The 25,481-nt window shown below is 68.0% G+C and carries 25 protein-coding genes; 17 read left to right on the plus strand and 8 right to left on the minus strand.

Features of this window, described 5'->3' with window-relative positions; all coding sequences use genetic code 11:
• Nucleotides 1-297 precede the first annotated feature (297 nt).
• The 3 genes from AC1DXX_RS22440 to msrA all read right to left on the minus strand — a co-directional run bounded on the left by AC1DXX_RS22440 (nucleotide 298) and on the right by msrA (nucleotide 3,444).
• Nucleotides 298-2,403 (minus strand): TonB-dependent receptor, encoded by a 2,106-nt coding sequence (locus tag AC1DXX_RS22440; protein WP_478136422.1) that lies wholly within the window; start codon nucleotides 2,401-2,403, stop codon nucleotides 298-300.
• Between the two features lie 77 nt (nucleotides 2,404-2,480).
• A complete protein-coding gene (locus AC1DXX_RS22445) occupies nucleotides 2,481-2,873 on the minus strand; it encodes a hypothetical protein (protein ID WP_478136423.1) in 393 nt (130 codons plus the stop codon).
• A gap of 19 nt (nucleotides 2,874-2,892) precedes the next feature.
• A complete protein-coding gene (gene msrA, locus AC1DXX_RS22450; RefSeq protein WP_478136424.1) occupies nucleotides 2,893-3,444 on the minus strand; it encodes a peptide-methionine (S)-S-oxide reductase MsrA in 552 nt (183 codons plus the stop codon).
• A 103-nt stretch (nucleotides 3,445-3,547) separates the two neighbouring features.
• On the opposite strand from msrA, the gene AC1DXX_RS22455 reads away from it, so the two are divergent.
• From AC1DXX_RS22455 to AC1DXX_RS22470, 4 genes are all read left to right on the plus strand, one after another.
• Nucleotides 3,548-4,225, plus strand: a complete 678-nt coding sequence (locus tag AC1DXX_RS22455; protein ID WP_478136425.1) for a TetR/AcrR family transcriptional regulator — start codon at nucleotides 3,548-3,550, stop codon at nucleotides 4,223-4,225.
• Nucleotides 4,226-4,314: 89 nt separating this feature from the next.
• Nucleotides 4,315-4,992: a protein-L-isoaspartate O-methyltransferase family protein gene (locus AC1DXX_RS22460; RefSeq protein ID WP_478136426.1), complete on the plus strand. Its 678-nt coding sequence runs from the start codon at nucleotides 4,315-4,317 to the stop codon at nucleotides 4,990-4,992.
• A 16-nt stretch (nucleotides 4,993-5,008) separates the two neighbouring features.
• Nucleotides 5,009-5,353 carry a rhodanese-like domain-containing protein gene (locus AC1DXX_RS22465; protein WP_478136427.1) on the plus strand — a complete coding sequence of 115 codons (345 nt, stop codon included), beginning with the start codon at nucleotides 5,009-5,011 and terminating at the stop codon, nucleotides 5,351-5,353.
• 20 nt (nucleotides 5,354-5,373) lie between these two features.
• On the plus strand, nucleotides 5,374-6,915 hold the full coding sequence (locus tag AC1DXX_RS22470; protein WP_478136428.1) for a TolC family outer membrane protein: 1,542 nt from the start codon (nucleotides 5,374-5,376) through the stop codon (nucleotides 6,913-6,915).
• Nucleotides 6,916-6,939: 24 nt separating this feature from the next.
• Here the strand turns inward: AC1DXX_RS22470 and AC1DXX_RS22475 are convergent, their stop codons facing one another.
• Complete coding sequence (locus tag AC1DXX_RS22475; protein ID WP_478136429.1) at nucleotides 6,940-8,316, minus strand: 3-deoxy-D-manno-octulosonic acid transferase; 1,377 nt, start codon at nucleotides 8,314-8,316, stop codon at nucleotides 6,940-6,942.
• Between the two features lie 4 nt (nucleotides 8,317-8,320).
• The gene (locus AC1DXX_RS22480; RefSeq protein ID WP_478136430.1) at nucleotides 8,321-9,703 is read right to left on the minus strand and encodes a phosphomannomutase/phosphoglucomutase; all 1,383 of its coding nucleotides are present in this window, start codon (nucleotides 9,701-9,703) and stop codon (nucleotides 8,321-8,323) included.
• Between the two features lie 111 nt (nucleotides 9,704-9,814).
• Here AC1DXX_RS22480 and AC1DXX_RS22485 point away from each other — a divergent pair, with 111 nt between their 5' ends.
• The 3 genes from AC1DXX_RS22485 to AC1DXX_RS22495 are packed head-to-tail and all read left to right on the plus strand — an operon-like array spanning nucleotide 9,815 to nucleotide 12,860.
• Nucleotides 9,815-11,407, plus strand: coding sequence for a DNA-3-methyladenine glycosylase 2 family protein (locus tag AC1DXX_RS22485; RefSeq protein WP_478136431.1), 1,593 nt, complete (start codon nucleotides 9,815-9,817; stop codon nucleotides 11,405-11,407).
• Between the two features lie 6 nt (nucleotides 11,408-11,413).
• Nucleotides 11,414-11,911: a methylated-DNA--[protein]-cysteine S-methyltransferase gene (locus AC1DXX_RS22490; RefSeq protein WP_478136432.1), complete on the plus strand. Its 498-nt coding sequence runs from the start codon at nucleotides 11,414-11,416 to the stop codon at nucleotides 11,909-11,911.
• Between the two features lie 16 nt (nucleotides 11,912-11,927).
• Nucleotides 11,928-12,860, plus strand: coding sequence for a DMT family transporter (locus AC1DXX_RS22495; protein ID WP_478136433.1), 933 nt, complete (start codon nucleotides 11,928-11,930; stop codon nucleotides 12,858-12,860).
• Between the two features lie 92 nt (nucleotides 12,861-12,952).
• Here the strand turns inward: AC1DXX_RS22495 and AC1DXX_RS22500 are convergent, their stop codons facing one another.
• Nucleotides 12,953-13,606: a DUF1345 domain-containing protein gene (locus AC1DXX_RS22500; protein ID WP_478136434.1), complete on the minus strand. Its 654-nt coding sequence runs from the start codon at nucleotides 13,604-13,606 to the stop codon at nucleotides 12,953-12,955.
• Between the two features lie 220 nt (nucleotides 13,607-13,826).
• Between AC1DXX_RS22500 and AC1DXX_RS22505 the strand changes: the two genes are divergently transcribed.
• The 6 genes from AC1DXX_RS22505 to AC1DXX_RS22530 all read left to right on the plus strand — a co-directional run bounded on the left by AC1DXX_RS22505 (nucleotide 13,827) and on the right by AC1DXX_RS22530 (nucleotide 19,267).
• Nucleotides 13,827-14,666, plus strand: coding sequence for a hypothetical protein (locus AC1DXX_RS22505; protein WP_478136435.1), 840 nt, complete (start codon nucleotides 13,827-13,829; stop codon nucleotides 14,664-14,666).
• A gap of 111 nt (nucleotides 14,667-14,777) precedes the next feature.
• Nucleotides 14,778-16,391 (plus strand): class I adenylate-forming enzyme family protein, encoded by a 1,614-nt coding sequence (locus AC1DXX_RS22510; RefSeq protein ID WP_478136436.1) that lies wholly within the window; start codon nucleotides 14,778-14,780, stop codon nucleotides 16,389-16,391.
• A 145-nt stretch (nucleotides 16,392-16,536) separates the two neighbouring features.
• Nucleotides 16,537-17,373 carry a phosphate/phosphite/phosphonate ABC transporter substrate-binding protein gene (locus AC1DXX_RS22515; RefSeq protein WP_478136437.1) on the plus strand — a complete coding sequence of 279 codons (837 nt, stop codon included), beginning with the start codon at nucleotides 16,537-16,539 and terminating at the stop codon, nucleotides 17,371-17,373.
• A 111-nt stretch (nucleotides 17,374-17,484) separates the two neighbouring features.
• Nucleotides 17,485-18,189 (plus strand): glutathione S-transferase N-terminal domain-containing protein, encoded by a 705-nt coding sequence (locus tag AC1DXX_RS22520; RefSeq protein WP_478136438.1) that lies wholly within the window; start codon nucleotides 17,485-17,487, stop codon nucleotides 18,187-18,189.
• Between the two features lie 236 nt (nucleotides 18,190-18,425).
• Nucleotides 18,426-19,040, plus strand: coding sequence for an RNA polymerase sigma factor (locus AC1DXX_RS22525; protein WP_478136439.1), 615 nt, complete (start codon nucleotides 18,426-18,428; stop codon nucleotides 19,038-19,040).
• A gap of 11 nt (nucleotides 19,041-19,051) precedes the next feature.
• A complete protein-coding gene (locus AC1DXX_RS22530; RefSeq protein WP_478136440.1) occupies nucleotides 19,052-19,267 on the plus strand; it encodes an iron dicitrate transport regulator FecR in 216 nt (71 codons plus the stop codon).
• Nucleotides 19,268-19,281: 14 nt separating this feature from the next.
• Here AC1DXX_RS22530 and AC1DXX_RS22535 read toward each other — a convergent pair whose 3' ends face one another.
• A complete protein-coding gene (locus AC1DXX_RS22535) occupies nucleotides 19,282-19,521 on the minus strand; it encodes a hypothetical protein (protein ID WP_478136441.1) in 240 nt (79 codons plus the stop codon).
• 9 nt (nucleotides 19,522-19,530) lie between these two features.
• Nucleotides 19,531-21,222, minus strand: a complete 1,692-nt coding sequence (locus AC1DXX_RS22540) for a cyclic peptide export ABC transporter (RefSeq protein WP_478136442.1) — start codon at nucleotides 21,220-21,222, stop codon at nucleotides 19,531-19,533.
• A 183-nt stretch (nucleotides 21,223-21,405) separates the two neighbouring features.
• On the opposite strand from AC1DXX_RS22540, the gene fhuF reads away from it, so the two are divergent.
• From fhuF to AC1DXX_RS22560, 4 genes are read left to right on the plus strand one after another with little or no spacing between them, the layout of a single operon-like run.
• The gene (gene fhuF, locus AC1DXX_RS22545; protein WP_478136443.1) at nucleotides 21,406-22,134 is read left to right on the plus strand and encodes a siderophore-iron reductase FhuF; all 729 of its coding nucleotides are present in this window, start codon (nucleotides 21,406-21,408) and stop codon (nucleotides 22,132-22,134) included.
• A 49-nt stretch (nucleotides 22,135-22,183) separates the two neighbouring features.
• Nucleotides 22,184-23,035: a formyltransferase family protein gene (locus AC1DXX_RS22550; RefSeq protein WP_478136444.1), complete on the plus strand. Its 852-nt coding sequence runs from the start codon at nucleotides 22,184-22,186 to the stop codon at nucleotides 23,033-23,035.
• Nucleotides 23,032-24,075, plus strand: coding sequence for a GNAT family N-acetyltransferase (locus AC1DXX_RS22555; protein WP_478136445.1), 1,044 nt, complete (start codon nucleotides 23,032-23,034; stop codon nucleotides 24,073-24,075). Before AC1DXX_RS22550 ends, AC1DXX_RS22555 begins: the two co-directional genes overlap by 4 nt.
• Nucleotides 24,076-24,086: 11 nt before the next feature.
• Nucleotides 24,087-25,406 (plus strand): lysine N(6)-hydroxylase/L-ornithine N(5)-oxygenase family protein, encoded by a 1,320-nt coding sequence (locus tag AC1DXX_RS22560; RefSeq protein WP_478136446.1) that lies wholly within the window; start codon nucleotides 24,087-24,089, stop codon nucleotides 25,404-25,406.
• Nucleotides 25,407-25,481 lie beyond the last annotated feature (75 nt).

Below are 25,481 nucleotides of genomic sequence, written 5' to 3' on the forward strand. Positions count from 1 at the left end.
GCACAGGACACCGGGTACTCCCCTCCGCGAATGTCCCCCGCTTCGGCTTCCGCCCCACCTCCTTTGTTTCGCTGCGGGGAGCACCCGGTGCCCTGTGCACGAGGGCACGCTGCTGGTTTGCGGCCGATCAACCAGTGCTCTGAGCGATCACGCCGATGGTGTGCTCTGCGCAGCGAAATAAAGGAGGAGGCCTGCGGCCCTAGGCCGCGCCGGGGGACATTCGCGGAGCAGAGCACACCGTCGGCGGGATCGCGCCCCAACTCCAACCACCTGCCCCCGGCAAGGAAAAACGCAGGATCAGAACGTCACACGCAACCCGACCTTCAGCGAACGCCCCGGCAACGGCGCGTTCGGGTACACCGTCGTCGTCAGGATCGACGTCGGGCTGTAGGCCAGCTTGTTCGTGATGTTGTCGATGCGCGCATACCAGGTGAGGTTGGCCTGCTGCACCTTCATGCGGTAGGAAATCGCTGCGTTCCACAGCGTGTAGGCGTCGGTCTCGCGGGCCCCCACGCTCGGCACATGGCGCTGTGCCGCGTTGTAGTCGAAGCCGAAACGCGCACTCCACGGGCCGTTGCCGTAGACCAGCGTCGCGCCCGTGCGGAACGGCGCGATGCGCGGCAGCGGCTCGCCGGTGTCGAGGTTCTTCGCGCGCACGACGTCGCCACGCCATTCGAGGTCGAGCGTCGAGGCATCGGTCATCCGCGCGAAGCCGTCGGTGCCCAGCAGGCGCAGGTTGCCGCTGGCCTCGATGCCCGTGAAGCGCGCACGCACGCCGCTGTAGAGGTATTCGGCCAGCGTGTCGGTCGCCGCGGGGTCGGTCACCACCTGGCCTTCCTCGTCGAGCGTGCGGCCCGAGGCCGTCAGGCCGATGTAGTTGCTGAAGCGCGTGACATAGGCGTTCACGCGGGCCGTGTTGGCGCCCGACTTCCATTGCGCGCCGAGGTCGAGGCCGGTCGACTTCTCCTTCTTCAGGTTGGGGTCGCCCACTTCCCAGGCGGCCGTCGCCACGTGCGGGCCGTTGGCGAGCAGCTCGTAGTCCTTCGGCGCGCGCTCGGTGTAGGCGAGGTTCGAGGTCAGTTGCCATTGCGGCGTCAGGTTGACCAGCGCACCCAGCGCCGCGCTGTGCGGGTTGAACGTGCGCTCGCCGATGGCAAAGCGCGTGACGGTCGGATCGTCGGGATAGCCCAGCGAACGGATCCGGACCTTCTCGGTGCGCGCGCCGAAGCTCAGCTTGCCCCAGGAGGTGCCGTACTCTTCGTACAGGAAGAGCGCGTTGGAGCGCGTGCGGCTGTGCGGCGCAAAGGCCTCCTCGCCATCGGCGGCGAAGCGGTTGCTCTCGCTGCTGAAGCCGACCAGGCCTTCGAAGTTGCCGATCTTCTGGTGACGGGCCTCGATGCGCAGGTCGTTGCTCATGTTCGAGAAGGTGGTGCCGGCCTCCCCGCCTTCGAACTCGGTGTGGCGGTAGTTGGTGTGGCTGAGCTTGGCGTGGACGCTGCTGACAATGCCGCCCGGACGCCACTCGCCTTCGAGCGCATAGCGGTCGGACTTCATGCGGATGGTCACGTCGTCTTCGGCCACGGTGCCGTAGTTGCTGCGGTAGGTGCTGGCCGAGGCGCCGATCCAGCCCTGGTCGAAGAACAGCGTGCCGCCGACCGCGCCGCCGTTGGCCTCGTTGGCCGAATTGCAGATCTTGCGCGCGCGCCACGGCGAGCCGGGCTTGCTGCAATCGAGGTCGATCGGCACCGAGACATCCTTCGAGTCGCGGTTGAAGGCGTCGACATGCAGCGCGAAGCGGTCGTTGCCGCCTTCGAGCACCACGCCGCCGCTCTTCTCCTTGCTGCCGGAGGAAAAGCCCAGGTCGGCGCGGCCGCCGAAGCCGTTGATCGGCTCGGTCGGGATGCGGTTGTCGATCACGTTGACCACGCCGCCCACGGCGCTGCCGCCGTACTGCAGCGCCGAGGGGCCGCGCAGCACCTCGATGCGATCGGTGACCAGCGCGTCGACCGGCACCGCATGGTCGTAGCTCAGCGCCGAGGCGTCGGGCGCGCCGCCGCCGTTCTGCAGGATGCGGATGCGGTCGCCGTCCTGCCCGCGGATGATCGGCCGGCTTGCGTTGGGGCCGAAGTAGCTGCTGCTCACGCCGGGCATGTTGTTGAGCGTTTCGCCGAGCGTCGATTCGGAGCGCATCAGGAGCTTGTCGCCCGACAGCGTGGTGGTCGGCGCGATCAGGTCGTTGGTGCCGAGCGGATTGCCGGTGACGGTGATGGCGGGCAGGCTGCCGGTATCGGCAGCTGGGGTCTGGGCCGCATCCGGGGTCTGCGCCTGTGACGTGCTCGCGAAGGCGGCGAGCGAAAGAAGAACGGCAACGCCGATGGCGTTGCGACGGAAATTGGGAATCATGTTGAACACTCGTTGAATCAATGGACGGCAAGCCGTCACCCGCGCAAGGCAGGTGCAGCAACCGGAACACGGGGGATTCAGCGAGTGGAAGGCGGGCCGCGCGCGTCGAACAGCGCAACCCAGCGGGCGACGACTTCGCCCTGCAGATAGGCGAAGGTGGCCGACGGCAGCAGCATCGGCAGCACCACCAGCGGCACGCCGGGTGCGCTCGAACCGTGCGAGAGCTGGTCGTACAGCCGGCACTCGGCATTGGTGTGGTCGCCGAACAGGCTGACCAGGCCGTGATGGCCCGCATGCGCGCGGACGCCGTGGTCCGCCTGGACAGCGGTTGCCGCCGCGGCCGGGAGCCCGGGAACGTGCAGCGAGCGGTGCATCAGGCCCAGCGTTCCCGCGAGCCACAGCGCGACCACCAGCGCGAAGACGAGCGCGCGGGTCGAACGGATCGGGGCTTGGCGAAGGGCGAGGTGCACGGAGCGGAGGGCCGGCCGGTCAGGCCTTGAGGCGGGAGGCGAAGGTCTTCTGGAACTTCTCGACCTTGGGGCCGACGACGAACGCGCAGTAGCCCTGGTTCGGGTTGTTCAGGAAATAGTCCTGGTGGTAGGCCTCGGCCGTCGAGTAATTGGCGAGCTGCGCCACTTCGGTCACGACGGGCGAACTGTAGGTCTTGCTGGCCTCGATCTCGCGGATGACCGCCTCGGCCACCTGCTTCTGGGCGTCGTTCGTCCAGTAGATGCCGCTGCGGTACTGGGTGCCGGCGTCGTTGCCCTGGCGGTTGAGCGTCGTGGGGTCGTGCACGACGAAGAAAATTTCGAGGATCTCGCGCAGGCTGATCTGTGCGGGGTCGAATTCCAGCTTGACGACCTCGGCGTGGCCGGTGCGGCCGGTGCAGACCTGCTCATAGGTCGGGTTGACCACCTGGCCGTTGCAATAACCCGACTCCACGTCCAGCACACCCTGCACGCGGTCGAAAACCGCTTCGGTGCACCAGAAGCAGCCCCCGCCAAGCACGATGGTTTCGGTGGGCGACGGTGAAGAAGACATGGGCGCTGCTCCGGCGGGTTGGAAAAAGGCGAACCCGATATTGTCGCGGCTTGACGTGACGGATGCCGCTCACTACATTACTAACCCGCGAGTCATTAACCTCATGCCCACGCCCCGTTCCTTTGTCGACAAGATCTGCCCGGTGCGCTCCAAGCGCGAACGCCGGAAAGAGGCGCGTCCCGGCGAGCTGCTGGCGGCCGCGCTCGACCTGTTCGTGGAAAAAGGCTTTGCCGCCACCCGTTCCGAGGAAGTGGCGGCGCGCGCCGGCGTCTCCAAGGGCACCCTCTTTCTCTACTTTCCGAGCAAGGAAGAGCTGTTCAAGGCCGTGGTGGTCGAGAACCTCGGCGGCCGTTTCACCGAGTGGAACGCCGAGTTCGAGGCCTTCGAGGGCACCACCGCCGAGATGCTGCGCTACTGCATGAACGTCTGGTGGGAGCGCGTCGGCATGACCAAGGCCTCGGGCCTGACCAAGCTCATGATGAGCGAGGGCGCCAACTTTCCCGAGTTGGCGGAGTTCTACCGCAGCGAGGTGGTGCGCCCCGGCCACGAGCTGCTGCGGCGCATCCTGCAGCGCGGCATCGACCGCGGCGAGTTCGCGCCGGTCGACATCGACCACGCCATCTATTCGGTGGTCGCGCCCATGATCTTCCTGATGCTCTGGAAGCACTCGGCCATGGTCTGCGTCGACGGTGTGGGCTCCCTCGACCCCGAGAAATTCCTCGCGACCCAGGCCGAAACGGTGCTCTACGGGCTCAGCGTGCGCCCCGGAGACAAGGCATGAAGTCTTTTACAGGGCCGACCGGGCCGCTGGCGTCATCCGGGCCACCTAAAATTGAAGGTTTGTCCTGAGCCCACAAGGAAAGCCACGCCATGAACCCCACCCCCACCCTCGAGCGCTTGCGCTTCAACATGATCGAACAGCAGATCCGCCCCTGGGATGTGCTGGACCTGGACATCCTCGACCTGCTGGCCACCATCCACCGCGAAGACTACGTGCCGGAAGCGCACCGCACGCTCTCGTTTTTCGACATGGAACTGCCGCTGCTCGACGGCGCCGTGCCCGGCGAGTTCATGCTCTCGCCCAAGGTCGAGGCCCGCACGCTGCAGGACCTGCACATCCAGAAGCACGAATCCGTGCTCGAGATCGGCACCGGTTCGGGCTTCATGGCCGCCCTGCTCGGCGCCCGCGCCGCCCAGGTGCTGTCGCTCGAAATCAACCCCGTGCTGGCCGCCCGCGCCGCCGAGACGCTGCGCCAGAACGGCGTGGGCAATGTCGAAGTGCGCCACGCCGACGGCGCCGTGCCGCTCGCCAGCGGCCCGAGCTTCGACGTGATCGTGCTCAGCGGCTCGGTCGCCCGCATTCCGCAGAACCTGCTGGGTTCGCTCAAGGTCGGCGGCCGCCTCTCGGCGATCGTGGGCGAGGAGCCGATGATGCGCGCCCATTTCGTCACCCGCTTGAGCGAAAGCAAGTGGGAAACCATCCAGCCCTGGGACACGGTGGCACCGCGCCTGCTGAACTTCCCCGAGCCTTCGCGCTTCTCGTTCTGAGCGGACGGTCCACCGAATGATCGACCAAGTCCGCCCCGCCGACCTCGCCGCCTGGTTTGCGCAGGACGCCGACGCGGCCCCCGTGCTGCTCGACGTGCGCGAGCCCTGGGAGCTGCAGACGGCGAGCGTCGCGCCCGCAGGCTTCACGCTGGTCGCGATCCCGATGAACGAGATCCCGGCGCGCGTCGCCGAACTCGCGAAATTGGGTGAGGTCCAGCGCATTGCCTGCCTCTGCCACCACGGCGCGCGCAGCCAGCGCGTGGCCGCCTTCCTGAGCCAGAACGGCTTTGACCAGCTCGCCAATGTGGCGGGCGGCATCGACGCCTGGTCACAGCACGACCCTTCGGTCCCGCGCTACTGATTTTTCTTCAAGGACGTTCAATGCCTCCACGGCCCCGGCTTCTGCCACTTTCCGCAGCACTCGCAAGCGTTATTGCGACCATGCTCGCACTGCCGGCCCAGGGCCAGACACTGAACGAACTCTACGACTCCGCCCGCGGCTACGACGCCACCTACCAGGGCGCGCGGGCCCAGTACGACGCGAACGTCGCGCGCGCCGCGCAGGCCAAGGCCGGCATCCTGCCTGCCGTGGGACTCACAGCCGGCGTGTCGCGCAGCGACCTCGACATCGACACCCTCACCGGCTCCGGCCGGGGCACGAGCGCCTCGCGCGACTTCAACACGCAGAACGTCGGCATCAACGCCACGCAGCCGCTCTACCGGCCCGCCAACTGGGCCACCTACGAGCAGGGCAAGCGCCAGGCGGACATTGCGCAGGCGGTGCTCACCATCGCCGAGCAGGACCTGATCGTGCGTGTCAGCCAGGCGTATTTCGACGTGCTCGCCAGCCAGGACAGCCTGGCGCTGGTGCGCGCGCAGAAGGTCGCCGTGGCCGAACAGCTGGCATCGGCCAAGCGCAACTTCGAGGTCGGCACCTCCACCATCACCGACTCGCGCGAAGCCCAGGCCCGCTACGACCTGGTGATCGCGCAGGAGATCGCGGCCGAGAACGACCTGCAGGTGAAGAAGATCGTGCTCGACCAGCTCGTCGGCCGCCCCGGCAGCGTGCCGGTGCCGCTGGCCGTGCCCGTGGTGCTGCCCGCGGCCATGCCAGCGGACATCAATGCCTGGGTCTCGCAGGCCGATGACGTGCATCCCGCGATCCAGCAGGCCCGGCTCGGCCTCGACGTGGCGGGGCTCGAAGTCAAGAAGGCGCAGGCCGGCCACAAGCCCACGCTCGATGCCAACCTCGGCTACAACGTCACGCGCAATCCGACGGGCACCAGCACCAGCACCGTGGGCACGCGCGTCAACGCCACCACGATCGGCGTGACCTTCAACCTGCCGCTCTTCGCCGGCTTCGCCACCGAGAACCGCATCAAGGAAACGCTGGCGCTCGAAGAACAGTCGCGCAGCGTGCTCGACGGCACCCGGCGCAGCGTGGCCCAGGCCACGCGCGCGGCCTACCTCGGGCTGGTGTCGGGCGCAGGCCAGGTCAAGGCGCTGGAAGCGGCCGAAGCCTCGAGCCAGAGCGCGCTCGATGCCAACAAGCTCGGCTACCAGGTGGGTGTGCGCATCAACATCGACGTGCTCAACTCGCAGAGCCAGCTGTTCCAGACCAAGCGCGACCTCGCGCAGGCACGCTACAACGTGCTGCTGGGCAATCTGAAGCTGCGCCAGGCCAACGGCACGCTGACGACCGCGGACATGAACGCGATCAATGCCACGCTGGCGAGCAGCGGCAGCACGCCGGCCGTGCCTGCGGCCTCGCCGGCAGACCGGGACCGCCCTTCTTCCTCGACGGTGACGCCGCCCAGCATTCCGGTGGTGCCGCCGGTGCCGGTGCAGCCCTTCAATCCGACGCCGCCCACGATGCCTTCGGCACCGCCGCCGCCGGTGATCCTGAATCCGCCGGTCCGCTGAATCCGCGCGCGCTGAGCCCGCGGCTCAATCGAGCGTGGGTTCCGCCCTGGGTTCGTCCAGGGGCACGCCATCCGTCGTCACGGGCTCGGCGGCCTGCGCAATGGCCAGCACCGCGGCTGCCGTGCGTTCGGCCGCGCCGCGGTTCGACGACGAGAACGCCAGCGCCGCCTGCGCCATCGCCGCACGCCGCTCTGCGTTCTCGACCAGCCTGAGYGCCGCCGTCACCGCCTGCTCCATGCCCTCGACGCGCAGCGAGGCTCCGGCTGCCAGCGACAACTGCGCCGCCTCGGCGAAGTTGAAGGTCGACGGCCCCATGACCACCGGGCACCCGCACGCAGCCGGCTCGATGAGGTTCTGTCCGCCCAGCGGCTCGAAGCTGCCGCCCAGCAGCGCGACGTCGGCCAGGCCGTAGTACAGCGCCATTTCCCCGAGCGAATCGCCGAGCCAGATCTCGGCGTCGGACGGCTGGCCCGCGGCGCTGCGGCGCGCCACCGCGAAGCCTTGCGATTCGATCAGCGCCGCCACTTCGTCGAAGCGTTGCGGATGGCGCGGCACGATCATCCACTGCACGTCGTGCACACGCTTGGCGATCGACCGGATCGCGCCCTGCTCGGGCGGCACCGGCGAGGTCGCGCCGAAGCGCTTGAGCACGTCGAGCAGCATCCGCTCTTCGCCATCGCGCGAGCTCGCGAGCACGACCATGGGCCGCGGCAGGCGCTCGCGCAGCGACGCCGCCGCGGTCAGCTGCCGCGCGTCGGGCGTCGCGTCGAACTTGAGGTTGCCGTAGATCCCGGCCACCTTGGCGCCGAGCGACACCAGCCGGTGCGCGTCGGCCTCGGTCTGCGCCCACACGGCCGTGAGGGCCGAGTATGCGGGCCGTGCGAGCCATGCCAGCCGTTCCGCCGACGCGAGCGATTTCTCGTTGAGCCGTGCGTTGGCCAGCACCAGCGGGATGCGGCGCTCGGCGCAGGCCGCGGCCATTTCGGGCCAGACCTCGGTTTCCATCAGGACACCGATGCGCGGCTCGAACTTGTCCAGAAAGCGCGCCACGGCACCCGGCGTGTCCCAGGGCTGCCAGACCTGCGTGTCGCCGGGCTCGAGCAGCTTGGCGCCCTCCTCGCGGCCGGTGGCGGTGCCGTGCRTCAGCAGGATCGGGATGCCCGGGTACTGCCGCCGCAGCTCGGCGATCAGGATCGCGGCCGCACGCGTCTCGCCGAGCGACACGGCGTGCACCCAGCACTGGGCCTGGCCGGTGGTGGCTTCGTCGTAGTGGCCGAAGCGCTCCTCGACGGCCACGCCATAGCCCGGCTCGGCCTCCGCGCGGCGCCGCAGCTTGCGGCGGACCAGCGGTTGCACAGCAGTGGTGAAGACGCCATAGAGGCGCAGCAGGAGAGAACGCACAGGCTCAGTGGGCGGCTTCGGCCAGTTTTGCGTCGGGCTTCACCGTCCTCAGCAGCGCGAGCATTTCGGTCTCGATGCGCTGGAGCGCCGCATCGGTCTGGCCTTCGAAGCGCAGCACCAGCACAGGCGTGGTGTTGGAGGCGCGGATCAGGCCGAAGCCATCGGGCCAGTCCACGCGCAGGCCGTCGATGGTCGAGACCTTGGCGGGCGCCGCGAAGCGCGCACTCTCGACGAGCTTGTCGACCACCGCATGCGGCTCGCCCTCGGCACAGGCGACGTTGAGTTCGGGTGTCGAGAAGCTGGTGGGCAGCGCATTGAGCACGTCGCTCGCGTTCGGGCTCTTGCTCAGGATCTCGAGCAGGCGGCAGCCCGCGTAGGTGCCGTCGTCGAAGCCGAACCAGCGCTCCTTGAAGAAGATGTGGCCGCTCATCTCGCCGCCGAGCGGGGAGTCGATCTCCTTCATCTTCGCCTTGATCAGCGAATGGCCGGTCTTGTAGATCATCGGCTTGCCGCCCGCGGCCTCGATGGCCGGGGCCAGGCGCTGCGAGCACTTCACGTCGTAGACGATGGTGCCGCCCGGTACGCGCGACAGCACGTCCTGCGCGAAGAGCTGCATCTGGCGGTCGGGGAAGATGTTCTGGCCGTCCTTGGTGACGATGCCCAGGCGGTCGCCGTCGCCGTCGAAGGCCAGGCCCAGTTCGGCATCGCCCTGGGCCAGCGCGGCCATCAGGTCCTTGAGGTTCTCGGGCTTGCTCGGATCGGGGTGGTGGTTGGGGAAGTCGCCGTCGACCTCGCTGAACAGCTCCGTCACCTCGCAGCCGATGGCGCGGAAGATGGCCGGCGCGGTGGCGCCCGCGATGCCGTTGCCGGAATCGACCACGATCTTCATCGGGCGTGCCAGCTTGATGTCGCCGGCGATGCGCTTCACGTAGGCATCGGTCACGTCGACCTTGCGCACGCTGCCGCCCGGGGCGAGCTGGGCGGTACCCGCTTCCATGGTCTTGCGCAGGCCCTGGATCTCGTCGCCGTAGATCGCGCGGCCGGCCAGCACCATCTTGAAGCCGTTGTAGTCCTTGGGGTTGTGGCTGCCCGTGACCTGGATGCCGCTCGCACACAGCGTGTGGGCTGCGAAATAGAGCATCGGGGTGGTCACGGCCCCTACGTCGATCACCTCGACGCCGGTGGCCACCAGGCCCGCGATCAGCGCCTCGACCAGTGCGGGGCCCGACAGCCGGCCGTCGCGGCCCACGGCCACGGTCTTTTCGCCGGCGGCGCGTGCGGCGCTGCCGAATGCCCGGCCGAGCGCTTCCGCCACCTCGGCGTCGAGGGTGACGGGCACGACGCCCCGGATGTCATAGGCCTTGAAGATCGACGCGCTGAGCTGCATGAGAGGCGTTTCCCTGTTGGTTTTTGGAACGGGGCATTGTAGGCAACGCTCCATGTGCCCACATGTCCGAAAACGGCCAGTTGAAACGAGTCGAAACCGTATCATTTGTCCATGCCTACCCCACACGTCCCCACCGAAGCGCTCGAGAGCGACGCCTGCTACCTGGCGATGAAGACGCACGATGCGCGCTTCGACGGGTCGTTCTTCACCGCCGTGACCTCCACCGGCATCTATTGCCGGCCGGTGTGCCGCGTCAAGCTGCCGCGGCGCGAGAACTGCCGGTTCTTCCGCCACGCGGCACAGGCCGAGGCCGAAGGTTTCCGTCCCTGCCTGCGCTGCCGGCCCGAGCTGGCGCCGCGCGCGGCCAGCTGGTCGACCGAAGACGCCTCGCGCATCCTCGCGCTGCAGGCCGCACGGTTGATCGACGAGCCCGATGCGTGGTCCGAAGACGGTCCGGGCGCGGCACAGATCGCGGCACGCCTCGGCGTGAGCGACCGCCACCTGCGGCGCATCTTCGAGGCGCAGTTCGGCGTCTCCCCGCTTCAGTACCTGCAGACGCGCCGGCTGCTGGCCGCCAAGCAGCTGATCGCCGACACGCGGCTGCCGATGACGCAGGTGGCGCTGGCCAGCGGCTTCGCGAGCGTGCGCCGCTTCAATGCCGCCTTCGTCGAGCACTACGGCCTCAACCCGAGCGCACTGCGGCGCGCGGGCGGCACCGAGGGTGGCGCAGGAAAGGCGATCGAGGTGCGATTGGGCTTCCGCCCGCCCTATGACGTGAACGCGATGCTCGGCTTCTTTGCCCGGCGCGCCCTGCGCGGCATCGAGACCGTCTCGACGGCCGACGGCAAGGAGCCTGCCAAGGGCAGCACGCCGACCTTCGTGCGCCTGGCCCGAACGCTGCGCGTGCACCAGGGCGGACGCACACATGCCGGCTGGCTGCAACTGCGCTTCGACATCGAGCGCGAACAGATGCTGCTGTCGGTCAGCGACTCGCTGGCGGCCGTGCTGCCGATCGTGATCAGCCGCGCACGTGCCATGCTCGACCTCGACGCCGAGCCGATGGCCATCAACGCGGCGCTGCATGCGGCCTTTCCGCACGGCGACGGCCTGCGCGTGCCCGGCACGGTCGACGGCTTCGAACTCGCGGTGCGCGCGGTGCTGGGCCAGCAGATCACGGTGGCCGCGGCACGCACGCTGGGCTCGCGGCTGGTCGAGGCTTTCGGCGAAGACCTCGCCACCCCGATCGAAGGCCTGGGCCGGCTGTTTCCCACGCCCGCGGCGCTGGCGGCGGCGAGCGGCGATGCCCTCGGGCAGCTCGGCATCGTGCGGCAGCGGCAGGCCGCGCTGCAGGCCATCGCCCGAGAGGTCGCGTCCGGCAAGCTGGCGCTGCATGCGGGCGCCGACGTGCCCTCGACCATTGCCGCGCTGCAGGAACTCCCCGGCATCGGCGCCTGGACCGCGCAGTACATCGCGATGCGCGCATTGCGATGGCCCGACGCCTTCCCGGCCGGCGACGTCGCGCTGCAGAAGGCACTGGGCGTGACCACCGCGCGCGCGGCCAGCGAGGCGTCGCAGGCATGGCGCCCGTGGCGCAGCTATGCGGTGCTGCGCGCATGGCACGCCCCTTCTTCTCCCGCGGCGGCCGCAGCGGCGGAAGCGGCGACGGAACCCTCCAACATCACAACGGCAGGCGTCGCAGCCTGAAATGTCATGAAGTTCAAGAGCAAAGTCATCTACACCTCGCACATCGACACGCCGCTCGGCGGCCTCACGATGGCGGCCACCGACCAGGGCCTGGCCGGCGTCTGGTTCGACCAGCAGCGCCACTGGCCCGACACCACGGGCTGGATCGCCAGGGACGACCACCCTGCGCTGGTCGAAGCCGGCACGCAACTGCGCGACTACTTCGCGGGCAAGCGCAACGACTTCGACGTGCCGCTCGACCTGTCGCACGGCACCGCCTTCCAGCAGAGCGTGTGGCAGGCGCTGCTCGCCATTCCGGCGGGCAAGACCCTGACCTACGGCGCGCTGAGCGTGAACGTGGGCAACCCAGCCGCGGTGCGCGCGGTGGGCGCGGCGGTCGGGCGCAATCCGATCAGCGTGATCGTGCCCTGCCACCRCGTGCTCGGCGCGGACGGTTCGCTGACCGGTTACGCTGGCGGGCTTCATCGCAAGACAGCGCTCCTGGAGCTAGAGGGCGCAAGATAAATAAACCGAGAGACGCATGACCACGACAACGCAGAACAACATCGCGACCAGCACCGCCAAGCCCTGGCTCATCGACCTCGTGTTGCTGGGCGCGCTCTGGGGCGCATCCTTTCTTTTCATGCGCATCGGCGCGGCCGAATTCGGCGCGCTGCCGACGGCCGCGGTGCGGGTGGCCATTGCCGCGCTGTTCCTGCTGCCGATTGCGCTGCTGCGGGGACAGGGACCGGCCATTGCGAAGCACTGGAAGACAACCTTCGGGGTCGGCGTCTTCAATTCGGGTATGCCGTTCGCGCTCTTCTGCTTCGCGCTGCTGACCATCAACTCCGGCCTCGCCGCCGTGATCAACGCCACCGTACCGATGTTCGGCGCGCTGGTGGCCTGGGCCYGGTTCCGCGAACGGCCGAACGGCTCGCGCATCGTCGGCTTGGTCATCGGCTTCGCCGGCGTGGCGATGCTCGCGAGCCGCAGCGCCGGCCTGCACTCGGGCGCCAGCAGCCATGCCGCGCTGTGGGCGGTGATCGCCTGCCTCGCGGCCTGCCTCTGCTACGGCATCTCGGCCAGCGCCACGCGCCGCTACCTGGGCGGCGTGCCGCCCCTCGCCACCGCCACGGGCAGCCAGATCGGCGCCACGCTCTTCCTCGCGCTGCCGGCCATCTGGCTCTGGCCCGCACAGATGCCGAGCCTGCGCGCCTGGCTCGCACTGCTGGCGCTCGGCATCGCCTGCACCGGCGTGGCGTACATCCTGTTCTTCCGGCTGATCGAACGCGCCGGCCCCGCGCGTGCGCTGACCGTGACCTTCCTGGTGCCGGTGTTCGCCCTCTTCTACGGCGCGGTGTTCCTCGGCGAGAACATCACGCAGTGGATGCTGATGTCCGCCGCCGTGATCGTCTGCGGCGTGGCCCTCTCCACAGGCATCGTCAGGCTGGGCCCCAAACCAAAGACCGCCTGACCTTTTTCTTTTCGTGGGGGCTGCCGCGCACTGCCGCCCCCCGCAGGGAGAAGGCGARGCGACACGAAGTGCACGCAGCCTGGGGGCGAGCCCTATATCGCTCCGGCCACCACATTGATGGAGAGCGCGAGGATCAGCATGTTGAATGCAAAGGCCAGCACGCTGTGGATCAGCGTGATGCGCCGCATGTCGCGCGAAGTCGCCTGCACATCGGACACCTGCGAGGTCATGCCGATCACGTACGAGTAGTAGAGAAAGTCGAAGTAGTCCGGATCTTCGCTGCCCGGAAAGGCGAGCCCGCCATCGGGCGAGCCTCCCTTCTGGTCGATGTAGTAGCGGTGTGCATAGTGAAATGCGTAGATCGTGTGCATCATCAGCCACGAGCCCGCCAGCGCCACCACGCCGAGCGCGACGTGGCCGGCGCGCTCCCAGCCGCTCAGTTGCCTCACCTGTTGCAACAGCATCGCGATGGCGATCACGCTCACGCAGACCAGCACCAGCATCGACACCAGGATCACCACGTTGGGCTGGTCCAGCAACTGGGCCCGTTCGCGCGTGCGGCGCGCATCGAAGGTTTCGACCAGCCACCAGGTAAGCGCCTGGTAGACCAGCACCCCCGCGCACCAGCCGGCCAGCCCGCGCACCATGGCGCCTGCGGACCAGGGAAGCAGCGCAGCGACTGCACCGACCACCGCACCATAGAGAAGACGCTGCGGACCCGTGGTGGTGGAGAGGTGTTTGCGCATGCGGCACTGTAGCGCGGCCTTCGCGCGACCCGGGCCTGAGCGGCATTCGAAGAATTCCTACACGCACAACGGCATTCGACGCATTGAGGCACGGCACCGCGTCACTAAGGTGGGTCGGGTCCAAGGGAGTTCCGGCCCCGGAGGCATCGCGCGCAGTTGCATGGCCATCCTGCGCCCATGCACGTGCCCGAGGCATCTTTCGTTCTGAAGGATTTCTTTCATGCTGTTGCTCCGCTCCCGCCCGTTCGACTGGACTGCAAGGTTCGGCGCCCTCGGCGCACTCGTCGGTACCGGCTTTCTCTTCGCCACCGCACCGGCCCAGGCCGACCCCTCGCCGGCGCTGGACCGGTTCAGTTTCTCGGTGGGGGCCTTCAACGCCGATCCGAAATTCAACGCGTCGGTGGGCACGTCCTACGGCGCGCTGCAGTCGCGCGACATCAAGCCGGGCCGCGTGACGATGCCGCGCATCACGGCCGACGTGCTGCTCGGCGACAGCCAGGGCTTTTCGTTCGACTACTACCGCTACAAGCGCGACTACGACAGCCAAGTGGCGGGCAGCACCTCGCTCGGCAGTTTCGGCTCCCTGAGCGCGATCGGCAACGCGAACCTCAGCACCAAGCTCGACTTCGCCAAGCTCTCGTACAAGTGGTGGATCGGCTCCGGCACCACCGTTTTCGGCCTGGGCGCCGGTGCGGCCTACTACCGCGCGACGTTGGGGACCAACGCCCTCGTCGCAGTGAACGGGCAGGTCCGCACGCTCAGCGAAAGCTCGAGCGACAACGCCGTCGCGCCGCTGCTCGAGATCGGCGTGCGCCATGCCATCACGCCCGACCTGCGGTTGTTTGCCGACGCTTCGGGCGTGTGGAAGAGCAGCGGCCGCGTCCACGGCAACATCTACAACGCCTCCGCCGGCGTGGAGTGGTTCCCGGTGAAGAACCTGGGCGTGGTGCTCGCTTACGGTGTGACCAACATCGACCTGACGCGCGAGAGCGGCTCCGCCGACTCGCGGCTCAAGGTCCGGCTGCAAGGCCCCTCGGCCTTCGTCAAGGCGCGCTTCTGACGCGGCGCTGAACCGGCGGGCGCCGCGTGTAGCCACTCTTCGCAAGACGCGGTGTTGCGGCCGGCCTTAGGCTGCGCCACGACATCGAACGAAGACCGGAGACACCCCGCCATGCCCGCAGTCCGCCCCGAGACATCGCCCTCTCACCTGTCGCCCCAGCGCATCGCACGCATCGCGCTGGGCGACGTGATCCACCGTTCGGCGCGGCGCTTCGGCGCGCGCACCGCGCTGATCGAGGGCGAGCACCGCATGTCCTTCAGCGAACTCGATGCCGCGTCGAACCGCTTCGCACACCATCTGCTGGGCCTCGGCCTCGCGAGCGGCGAGCGCGTCGGCATGCTGTGCAACAACTCGATCCAGATGGTGGTCGCGCTGCTGGGCATCCAGAAGGCCGGGCTCGTGTGGGTGCCGATCAACACGGCGCTCGCGGTCGATGCGATCGGCTACATCCTTGCGCACGCCGAGGTGCGGCACATCGTGATCGACACCGCCCTGCACGCAAGGCCCGCGCTGCGCGACCTGCTGCAAGGCGCCGGCATCGCGCCGCTGCTCTGCGTGCTCGATGGCGACACGTCGCCCGACGGCCTGCCCACCGTTGCGCAGGCGATCTCTCGAGGCCCGGCAACACTGCCGGAGGTGAACATCGACAGCGCACAGCTCGCGCTCATCATGTACACCAGCGGCACCACGGGCCGGCAGAAAGGCGTGATGCATTCGCACGCCTCGGTGCACTCGGTGCTGATGAGCAACATGGTCGAGTGGGGCAGCAGCCCCGAGCGCTGCGACGTGTGGAGCAGCGTGCTGCCGCTCTTCCATTGCGGCCAGCACACGGTGCTGATGTCGGCGTTGACGGTGGGCGGCGCGCTCGTCATCCTGCGCGGTTTCGAGCCTGGCACGGTGCTCGCCGCCATCGAACGCCACAGGATCACCGTGATGGTCGGCCTGCCGATGATGTACGGCGCGCTGCTGGCCCACCCGCAGCGCACCGCGCGCGACTTGTCGAGCCTGCGGCTGTGCGTGTATGCGATGGCGCCGATGTCGCGCACGCTGCTGCTGCGCCTGCTCGACGAGTTCTGCCCCAGCTTCGCGCTGGTTTCCGGCCAGACCGAGATGTACCCCGGCGCCACCATCTTCGAGGTGCAGGAACAGCGCCGCCGCTTCGGCGCGTACTGGGGCGTGGGCACGCTGGTCAACGAGGTCGCCGTGATGGGCGACGAGGGCGAGCTGCTCGGGCCCCACCAGGTCGGCGAGATCGTCTTCCGCGGACCGAACGTGATGCTCGGCTACTACAAGGACCCGGCGGCGACGGCGAACGTGCAGCGCTTCGGCTGGCACCACTCGGGCGACCTCGGCAAGCTCGACGACGACGGGCAGCTGATCTTTCTCGACCGGCTGAAGGACATGGTGAAGTCGGGCGGCGAGAACGTGCCGTCGCTCAAGGTCGAAGAGGTGCTGCTGCGCCATCCCGCCGTGCTCAATGCGGCGGTGGTCGGCCTCCCGCACGCGCATTGGGGCGAAGCGATCACGGCCTTCGTCACGCGCCGGCCCGACGCACCGGCAGAACTGTCCGCAGCCGACCTGACGGCACATTGCAAGGCGCATCTGGGCGGCTTCGAGGTGCCGAAGGAAATCGTCTTTCTGCCGGCGCTGCCGATGACGTCGACCGGAAAGATCCAGAAGTTCGAGCTGCGCCAGGCGCACCAGAACCACTATCGGCAAGGCTGATGCGGCCTCGGCCGGGCCTCCGCGTTGCCGTCGCCGAGTGTTGTTTTGTTAGTACTTTCCCCTGCATCTAAGCGTCTGCCCGCTGTATGATCGTCATCGAACATGTTGTAACAATTTCGACTGGCAATCCGAAAGAAGGCTCCCGATGGAATCCCGCACCCTCCCCCTGTCGCTTCGCACGGCTGCCCATGGGCTGGCGGCGCTGTTGCTCACGGCCGGCACCTCGGCGCATGCGCTCGTGATCGGCGTGAGCGAAGGCGTGAGCTACCAGGTCTCCGACAGCCAGATCACGGCCCGCTTCGAACCGATCGCCGAAGTCCTGAGCAAGGCGCTCAAGCAGCCCGTGACCATCAAGGTCCTGAACTCCTACAACGGCGCGCGCGAGGCGCTTCGGCAACAGCAGGTCGACCTGGCCTTCGTGCACCCCTCGCATGTAGCCCTCGAAGCCATCAAGGGCGGCCAGTACCAGACCTTCGCGTGGACGGCGGGCTTCACCGACTACAAGGTGTCGTTCCTGTGCAAGGAATCCCAGCCGATCTCCAACTGGAAGACCGTCGCGGGCAAGCAGCTGGTCATGCCCGACGCCGATTCGATCACCGCGGTGATCACGCGCGCGATGCTGCGCGAACAGGGGCTCCAGGGCTCCGCGGTCAAGGTCACCAACACGCGCTTCCAGGACGCCGTGCCCTTCTACGTGCAGAACGGATTCGCCGCCTACGGCGCCACGGCAGCGGCGGGCGTGATCAAGACCTGGACGGAGGGCGGCGGCAAGGTCTGCGCTGAATCGCGCGCGGTTCCGATCAAGCAATGGCTCGCGTCGCGCAAGCTCGAGGCGGCCACCGTCAGCGCCGCGCGCGAAGCCCTGCTGGGCCTCGCGCAATCCGACGCCGGCAAGCGCGCGCTCTCGACGTCGAGCTACACCGGCTTCGTGGCGCCGTCGACCGACGTCGAGGCGTCCCTGATGAGCTGGCTGGGGATCTGAACCGGTGCGGCGCGGGCTTGATGGCCCGCGGCGGCGGCAGGTCGAGGGTTGAAGGCAGAATCCGGCGAGCTACAACTCTCGCCGCCCGATGCCGGCACCCAAGGCCCCCGCATGACCAATCTCTCGACCTTCCCCATCACGAAGAAGTGGCCCGCGCAGCACCCCGACCGGGTGCAGCTCTATTCGCTGCCGACGCCCAATGGCGTGAAGGTGTCGATCATGCTGGAGGAAACCGGCCTGCCCTACGAGCCGCACCTCGTGAGCTTCGAGACCGGCGACCAGATGTCGCCGGAGTTCATGTCGCTCAACCCGAACAACAAGATCCCGGCCATCCTCGACCCCAACGGGCCGGGCGGCAAGCCGCTGGCACTGTTCGAGTCCGGCGCGATCCTGCTCTACCTCGCCGAGAAGACCGGCAAGTTCATTCCGCAGGATGCCGCCGGCCGCTACGAAACCATCCAGTGGGTGATGTTCCAGATGGGCGGCATCGGGCCGATGTTCGGCCAGCTCGGCTTCTTCAACAAGTTCGCCGGCAAGGCCTATGAAGACAAGCGCCCGCGCGACCGCTACGTGGCCGAATCGAAGCGCCTGCTCGGCGTGCTCGACAGGCGCCTCGCCGACCGCGCCTGGATCATGGGCGACAGCTACACCATCGCCGACATCGCCTCGTTCCCCTGGATCCGCAACCTGATCGGCTTCTATGAAGCAGCCGACCTGGTGGGCTTCCAGGACTTCCCGAACGTGGCGCGCGCGCTCGAAGCCTTCGTGGCGCGACCGGCCGTCGCGACCGGGCTGGGCATTCCCAAGCGGGGCTGAGCGCCATCGGGCGGTTGCCGCCCTAAAACGCAAACAGAAATATTCACTTTCCGGTCGAGTGTCTTTTTCAGGCACGCGTTGGCGGTTCCCCGAGCCTTTTCCGCTTTGTTCAGAAGCCGTTAAGGTTACACTTCAATAAGAATAATTCTTATTCAATCATCCGAGTCCACCGCCGCCAGGCGCCGGTGACCGGCCCAGGGAACCAACACTGTTGATGCTTGCGAGAAGGCGATCGGATGCGCGACCTCGTCCAGGAACTGGTAGCTCACTATGCGGACCTGCGCCGGCAGCTGACGCGCGACCTGAGGGACCCCCACTACGCGGCGGACATCGCGCAGTCCAGCTTCGAGCGGGTGTATGCGCACGCGCTCAAGATGAACGACGGCATCCGCACCGACGCGGCATCGGGCAGCGCGCAAGGTGCCGGCATCGAGTCGCCGCGGGCCCTGCTGTTCCGCGTGGCACGCAACCTGTGCGTGGACGATGCCCGCCGGCGCAAGGTGGCACAGGACTGGGTCAGCACGCATTTCAGCGCCGGCTCGYGCCAGACGGTGCCGTCCTGCGAATTCATCGCATCGCAGCAGCAGGTGCTGGCGCGGGTGGTCGAAACGCTGGAGACGCTGCCGCCACGCCGGCGCGAAGTGTTCCTGCTGTTTCGCGCCTACGGACATACGCGCGCCGAGATCGCCAGGCAGTTGAACATCACCGAGATGGCGGTGGCCAAGCACCTGCTGCGCGCGGCCATCGACTGCTCGCGCGCGTTTGCCCGGCTCCGTTCGGAACTGATCGAACAGACGACCGTCTCGAACCGCACGGGCTTCGACGCGAAGCTGGCCGAAGACTTCGCCTGAGCGGCCGCAACGTGGCAAGCGCCCCAGAAGAAAAGCTCATCGAACGCGCGCTCGCTCTGATCATCGAGAGCGAAAGCGCGCCGCAGGACGCCGCGGTGGCCGCACGCCTGGCCTTGGCCCGGTGGCGCAGCAGATCGGCGGAACATGCCGCCGCCGTCCAGGAAGCACGGCGACGCTGGGATGCCCTCGGCGGCATCGCGGCAGAGTTGCGCGACCTGCGAAAGTAGCGCAACAGCGCCTTTCACTGCAGGCGCCCCCCTTCGTGCCGCGCCCCCTCCAGCGCCGGCTTGATCAGCGCAGCGCCGGTCAGCGCCCACAGGGTCAGCACGTCGTTCAGCGCGCAGATGTTCCCGGGGTCGACGCCGAGCCAGCGGATGAGCTTCTCCGCGCGTTCCGGCGAAGGCTCGTCATGCAGCGTGCAGAAGAGCGTCCAGGCGACATTGAAGGCGGGGTCGTCGGGCACCCGGGTCTTGTTTTTCATTCCCCTCCTTCACGCAGCGAGGCTTTCCCGCGATTCGCGCACCTTGTCTTCCGCGATCTTTCCGGCATGCATAGTGATCACCCGGTCGGCCAGGTGGAAGTAGCGGTCGTCGTGCGAGATCACGACCAGCAGGTGCCCCTTGGCCCGCAGCTCGGGCAACAGCTCCGTGTAGAAGAGATGGCGGAAGGTCGGGTCCTGGTCGGCGGCCCATTCGTCGAACACCAGCACCGGACGGCCTTCGAGGTAGGCATGCACCAGCGCCAGCCGCTTGCGCTGGCCGGTCGAGAGGTCGGTCGTGCTGAACGCGCCGTTCTTCAGGCTCACCTTGTGGGCGATCTCCAGACGCTCCAGGTAAGGCAGGGCCGTCTCGGGCAGCACCTCCATGCCCGCGCCGCCCTCGCTCTCTTCGCCGGCCACGAGGTCCTCGAACAGGTAGAAGTCGGAGAACACCGTGGTGAAGAGCTGGCGGTAGTCGTCGCGGCCCTCGGGCCTCACGACCGAGCCGTCGATCAGCACATCGCCCGACTGCGGCGCATAGAGGCCCAGCAGCAGCTTGATCAGCGTGGTCTTGCCCGAGCCGTTGTCGCCCACGACGAACACCATCTCGCCGCGGCGCAGCTTCAGGTCGATCGGCCCGAGCGTGAAGGCCTCGCCGCCTTCGGGCGCATCGAAGGCATAGCGCACACCGCGCATGCCGATCTCGTTCTTCAGGATCACGCCGTTGGAGGCGCGCTCCAGGTGCAGGTGCGGCTCCGGCGTCGCGAAGCGCGCCGACAGGTCGCCGATGCGCTGGAAGGCGACCTTGGCGCGGCCCACGCCGGGCAAGAGGAGCGCGATCTGGTCCAGCGGCCCCTTCAGGAACAGCAGCACCAGCACGAAGCCGCTGAGCACCGCAGGCTCGGTCGGCTGGAACGCCGCCCAGCCCAGGATCAGCGCGATCAGCAGGAAGAACAGTGCCGAGCCGAAGGCCGTTGCGATCACATAGGTGTTGATCGCGCGCCCGTTGACGACGCGGATGGTGTCGACGATGCGCTCGATCTGCCCCGAGAACATGCGCGTGCGGCGCGTGCGGTGCATGCGCAGTTCCTTCGCGCCTTCGCTGATCGCACGGTAGGCCTTGTGCAGCTGGTCTTCCTGCTCGCGCGCCTTCCAGAAGCCGGCCTCGCCGCGGATCTGCGCCATCAGCTGCACCGTGATGCCGATCACCAGCGCCACCAGCATCAGGCCGAACAGCGGCGGCGAAAGATACGCGAGGTAGCTCAGGCAGCCCAGCGCCACGGCGAGCGAGATCAGCATTCCCGACAGCGCGAAGGCCACGTCGCTGATCATGTCCACGTCTTGCGACAGCACCGGCATCAGGCGGTGCGTGCGGTAGCGCTCCAGCGCATCGATGGGCGCCGCGAGAATCTTCTGCGCCAGGCTCTTTCGCACCTGGGCCACCAGGCGCTGGCCGACGAAGTTGGTCGACACGTCCGACGCCATGCGCCCGAACAGCGCCACGCCGCACAGGCCGATGAAGGTCAGCAGCAGGCCACCCGCCAGCCCGCCCGGCTGGTTCAGCACCCGGTTGATGGTGCCGAGCAGCGCGACCGTGGCGGCACCGGCGCTGATGCCCGTGACCGCGGACAGCAATATCCACGGAAGAAAGGGTTTCAGCAGGCGCCCGATCTCGGCGCCGTTGCCTGTGGTGGTAGTTGTCATGCAAAGGCTCTTTCCGCCCGGGGGCGACAGCTTGGGAACGACCATGCCCGTTCGGCATGGCCCCGGTGGCTTCGTGCCACCTACTGCCTAGACGGCTGAGCCGCGGCAATGTTCAGCGCGGCCCGGATGAACAGCCGCCGCGCGAATCCGTCTTGAAGGGATGACCCCGCCGAAGGCCGACGCATGATCCCGCTGCTGGAGCCCCTGTTCCAGGGCGAACTGGCCGTGCACGGCGAGAAGCTGCAATGCGCGGACACGGTGCCGGCCGGTGCGGTGCGCGTGGCGGACCWTGCGCAATCCCCGGCGCTGCTCGCCGACACGCTGCAACGCAATGCCCGGTTCAGAGGCGTCACCGGCGCGGACTGGCGCCCCGTCGCATCCGCGTGGAGCCTCGAATACATCGCGATGCTGCTCCCGCCCGTGATGGCCGCGGCCAGCATGCTGCAGCATGTGTTCCCCATCGCAGCGGAACACACCTGGGTGCGGCTGGACGCGCACGGCGGCCCCGTGGGCTTTCACATCCGGCACCTGGGCCGGCCGCGGCACGGAGCCGATGCCGCCGAGCGCTATGCACCGCTGCTCTGGCAGCACCTCGCGCCGCTCTTCGAGGCCTTGAGCGGCCTCACGCGGCTCGCGCCCAAGATCCTCTGGAGCAACACCGTGCGGCTCATGGAGCCGGTGTTCGACGTGGCGCTGGCAGCGACCGGCGGAGCACCGTCGATCTCGCAGGACCGGCAGTTGCTCCTGCACAGCGCGACGTGGCCGAGCGATCTGCGCGCCAACCCGCTGCACGGCCGCCAGCGCAACCATGCCGTGAAGCTGCACCGGGAGTGCTGCCTGAACTACCTGCTCCCGCACGAACACCACTGCAACGCCTGCCCGCTGGCGCCGGAACACCGCGGCCTCGCGTGAACAGATCGCAGGCCATTGCGTCTTCTTCCTATCCATCCATCCCACACATATGTCCAAGGCCAAGCTCGTCTACATCCTGTCTTTGAGAAACGCCGCCGCCGACAAGGCCGGCCAGCACGTCGCCTACAAGGGAGAGCAGCGCTACATGACCTCTCCGCTCGAGTACCTGGCCAGGGCGCTCGACGACACCCCGCTGGGCGATGCCTATTCGCTCGAAGGCATCGTGATCGACGACGATCCGCGCTCGCCGCGGGACCAGGCCGCGCTGCAGGACTACGGCTTCTCGTGCCAGCCCGGCAGGAAATGGATCTTCCCGGCCGGCCTGAAGGCGCAGGGCAAGACGCTCACGGACATCTTCCATTCGGTGCCCTCCGAATACCGGCGGCTGCCGCTGGACTCGTCCGACCGCGTGGCCGGCAAGAGCCGCTTCGAACGCACGCTGCTCGACAAGCTGCTGACGCTGCAGGCCGACATCGTCGTGCTCGACGGGCTGCTCGTGATCCTCGACGAGCTGGTGCGGCCCGGTGCGCTGTTCCACCGCAGGATCGTCAACATCCATCCGGGCCTCACCCGCATCGAGTCCCCCTACGAACGCCGCGGCGCCTACGCCACGCTCGATGCGCTGCACGGCGCGCAGGGCCGCAAGGTCGTGAACTGGGAAACGATGGAAAGCGTGGCGGTCACGCCGCTGTTCAAGACCGGCGCCTCGCTGCACTACGTCGACAACGGCATCGATTCCGGCGAAGTGATCCACGACGCGCTGCGCACCACCATCGACCCCGGGGACACCATCCTCGAGCTGCGCTGGAACAACTTCAACCACAGCCTCTTCCCCGCCCTCCACGAGGGCCTGGCCCTGCTTGCAGCGCAACGGCAACCGCTCACCGAAAGAACCGCATGACGTCCACCCCCCATGTTTCCTATGCGGACGGCATGCCGCACGCGATCACGCGCGAAGGCGACACGCTCGGCGTGCGCAACACGCAGGACGGCACGCGTTCGCTCTGGAAGATCGGCCAGGGCGCATCGGGTGCCACGCTCGATTGGATCGATGGCAGCGATGCCTCCACCGCCCATCTGCTGGCGGCGCTCGAAGGCGCATTCGAGCATCACCCATCCTGCAAGGCCCTCACCGTTGCCCCGAGCCACCCGGCCGCGGCGCTCGTGCGCGCCGGCGTGCTGCTGCCGGCCGACGGCGGCCAGGCCCTCGCCTGCCGCGACATGCTGTGGCAACAGCCTGCGCTCTGGCTGCCCACCGTGCACCCGCCCATGGCGCTGCAGTACGCGCTGACCAACGGCAAGCGCCACCCCGTGCGCCCGCCCAAGCCGCGCGGCGTGCTCTACCAGCGCTTCATTCCCTGGCTTGGCAAGACCTTCTCGTTCCGCAGCTTCGACTTCGAGGCCGACCTGCCAAGGTTCAACCGCTGGATGAACGACCCCGACGTGGCCGTGATCTGGGAGGAAGAAGGCGACCTCGACAAGCACCGCCGGTACCTCTCGGCCATCGACCGCGACCCGCACATGTATTCGATGGTCGCCTGCCTCGACGATGAGCCCTTCGGCTACTTCGAGATGTACTGGGCCAAGGAGAGCCGCATTGCGCCGTTCTACGACGTGGACGACCACGACCGCGGCTGGCACGTGCTGATCGGCGAGCCCGCGTTCCGCGGCAAGGCCTTCGCCACCGCGTGGCTCACCTCGATCTCGCACTACATCTTCCTGTGCGACCCGCGCACCCGGCACGCCGTGGGCGAGCCGCGCATCGACCACGTGCAGCAGATCCGCAACCTCGACAAGTCCGGCTACGCCAAGGTGAAGGAATTCGACCTGCCGCACAAGCGCGCGCTGCTCGTCGTGATGCTGCGCGAACGCTATTTCACCGACGCCCTCTGGCTGCCCCGCAGCGACGGCGCCGCCACGCCCGCCCAACACTCTGCGTAAAGGAAACCGTCATGGTGATTCACGACCTCATCGGCATCGGCTTCGGCCCTTCGAACATCGCGCTGGCCATTGCGCTGGACGAGAAACGCCGCGATGGCCGGCGCGTCGACGCGATGTTCATCGAGAAGCAGGCCGGCTTCGCCTGGCACAGGGACATGATGCTGGACCAGGCGCACATGCAGATCTCCTTCATGAAGGACCTGGCGACGCTGCGCAACCCGACCAGCCGCTTCACCTTCATCAACTACCTGCATGAAAAAAAGCGCCTGCAGGACTTCATCAACCTGAAGACCTTCTTTCCCAGCCGCCACGAGTTCAACGACTACCTGGGCTGGGCCGCGGCACAGTTCGAGGATGCCTGCGTCTACGGCGAGGAAGTCTTCGAGGTGCTGCCCGAGAGCGAAGCGCACGGCGGCGAGATTTCGCTGCTGCGCGTGCGCTCGCGCGACCGCGCCGGCCACGTGACCGAGCGGCTCGCGCGCAACCTCGTGGTCAGCATCGGCGGCATGCCCAACATTCCGGACGGCTTCCGGCCGCTGCGGGACGACCCGCGCGTCTTCCATTCGAGCAGTTACCTGCGGGACATGGCCTGCCTGCCCGAGGCCGCAAGGATCGCCATCGTCGGCGCCGGCCAGAGCGCGGCCGAGATCTTCATGGACCTGCAGGGCCGGCCGCACGCGCCGCAGGTCGACCTGATCATGCGGGCCCGCTCGATCCGCCCCTCGGACGACAGCCCCTTCGTGAACGAGGTGTTCAACGTCGAGTTCACCGACTACATCTACAGCCGGTCCGACGACGAGCGCGCCGCGCTGATCGACGAGTTCGGCCACACCAACTACGCGGTGGCCGACCTCGACCTGATCCAGCAGATCTTCAAGATGTTCTACGAGCAGAAGGTCCGCGGCGAGAGCCGCATGCGCTTCCTGCCCCGGCACGACATCCGGGGCGCGCATGCCACGGCCGACGGCATCCACCTCAGCCTGTCGGACCAGAACACCGGCCGCGACAGCACCTCGCGCTACGACGCCGTGGTGCTGGCCACCGGCTACGCCCGCGAGCAGCACAAGGCCCTCCTGACGCCGCTCGCCCCGTACCTCGGGGACTTCTCGGTGGACCGCCATTACCGCCTCGGCAGCACGCCGGACTTCCACCCCGCCATCTTCCTGCAGGGCGCCTGCGAGTCCTCGCACGGCCTGAGCGACACGCTGCTGTCGGTCACCTCGGTGCGCACGGGAGAAATCGGCAATGCGCTGCTCAGGGCGATTCCGGCAGGCCCGCCCACGACAGCCGCGAACAGCGCCCGCCACGAGCGCCAGCCGGTCCAGGCCTAGGCGGAGCCTTTCCCGGGGCCGGGGTCGGGCAGGCCAAAAAGAAAAGGAGACAGGTCGCTGTCTCCTTTTTTTTAA

The sequence above is a fragment of the Variovorax sp. P4_B10 genome (genome assembly GCF_056402375.1).

Excerpts from the sequence above, each read along its gene's own strand:
- AC1DXX_RS22560 (WP_478136446.1), top strand. The coding sequence starts at position 24,087 with ATGGTGATTCACGACCTCATCGGCATCGGCTTCGGCCCTTCGAACATC.
- AC1DXX_RS22540 (WP_478136442.1), bottom strand. The coding sequence starts at position 21,222 with ATGACAACTACCACCACAGGCAACGGCGCCGAGATCGGGCGCCTGCTG.
- AC1DXX_RS22550 (WP_478136444.1), top strand. The coding sequence starts at position 22,184 with ATGTCCAAGGCCAAGCTCGTCTACATCCTGTCTTTGAGAAACGCCGCC.
- AC1DXX_RS22480 (WP_478136430.1), bottom strand. The coding sequence starts at position 9,703 with ATGCAGCTCAGCGCGTCGATCTTCAAGGCCTATGACATCCGGGGCGTC.
- AC1DXX_RS22555 (WP_478136445.1), top strand. The coding sequence starts at position 23,032 with ATGACGTCCACCCCCCATGTTTCCTATGCGGACGGCATGCCGCACGCG.
- msrA (WP_478136424.1), bottom strand. The coding sequence starts at position 3,444 with ATGTCTTCTTCACCGTCGCCCACCGAAACCATCGTGCTTGGCGGGGGC.
- AC1DXX_RS22465 (WP_478136427.1), top strand. The coding sequence starts at position 5,009 with ATGATCGACCAAGTCCGCCCCGCCGACCTCGCCGCCTGGTTTGCGCAG.
- AC1DXX_RS22510 (WP_478136436.1), top strand. The coding sequence starts at position 14,778 with ATGCCCGCAGTCCGCCCCGAGACATCGCCCTCTCACCTGTCGCCCCAG.
- AC1DXX_RS22505 (WP_478136435.1), top strand. The coding sequence starts at position 13,827 with ATGCTGTTGCTCCGCTCCCGCCCGTTCGACTGGACTGCAAGGTTCGGC.
- AC1DXX_RS22520 (WP_478136438.1), top strand. The coding sequence starts at position 17,485 with ATGACCAATCTCTCGACCTTCCCCATCACGAAGAAGTGGCCCGCGCAG.
- AC1DXX_RS22515 (WP_478136437.1), top strand. The coding sequence starts at position 16,537 with ATGGAATCCCGCACCCTCCCCCTGTCGCTTCGCACGGCTGCCCATGGG.
- AC1DXX_RS22500 (WP_478136434.1), bottom strand. The coding sequence starts at position 13,606 with ATGCGCAAACACCTCTCCACCACCACGGGTCCGCAGCGTCTTCTCTAT.
- AC1DXX_RS22535 (WP_478136441.1), bottom strand. The coding sequence starts at position 19,521 with ATGAAAAACAAGACCCGGGTGCCCGACGACCCCGCCTTCAATGTCGCC.
- AC1DXX_RS22485 (WP_478136431.1), top strand. The coding sequence starts at position 9,815 with ATGCCTACCCCACACGTCCCCACCGAAGCGCTCGAGAGCGACGCCTGC.
- AC1DXX_RS22460 (WP_478136426.1), top strand. The coding sequence starts at position 4,315 with ATGAACCCCACCCCCACCCTCGAGCGCTTGCGCTTCAACATGATCGAA.
- AC1DXX_RS22470 (WP_478136428.1), top strand. The coding sequence starts at position 5,374 with ATGCCTCCACGGCCCCGGCTTCTGCCACTTTCCGCAGCACTCGCAAGC.
- AC1DXX_RS22440 (WP_478136422.1), bottom strand. The coding sequence starts at position 2,403 with ATGATTCCCAATTTCCGTCGCAACGCCATCGGCGTTGCCGTTCTTCTT.
- AC1DXX_RS22455 (WP_478136425.1), top strand. The coding sequence starts at position 3,548 with ATGCCCACGCCCCGTTCCTTTGTCGACAAGATCTGCCCGGTGCGCTCC.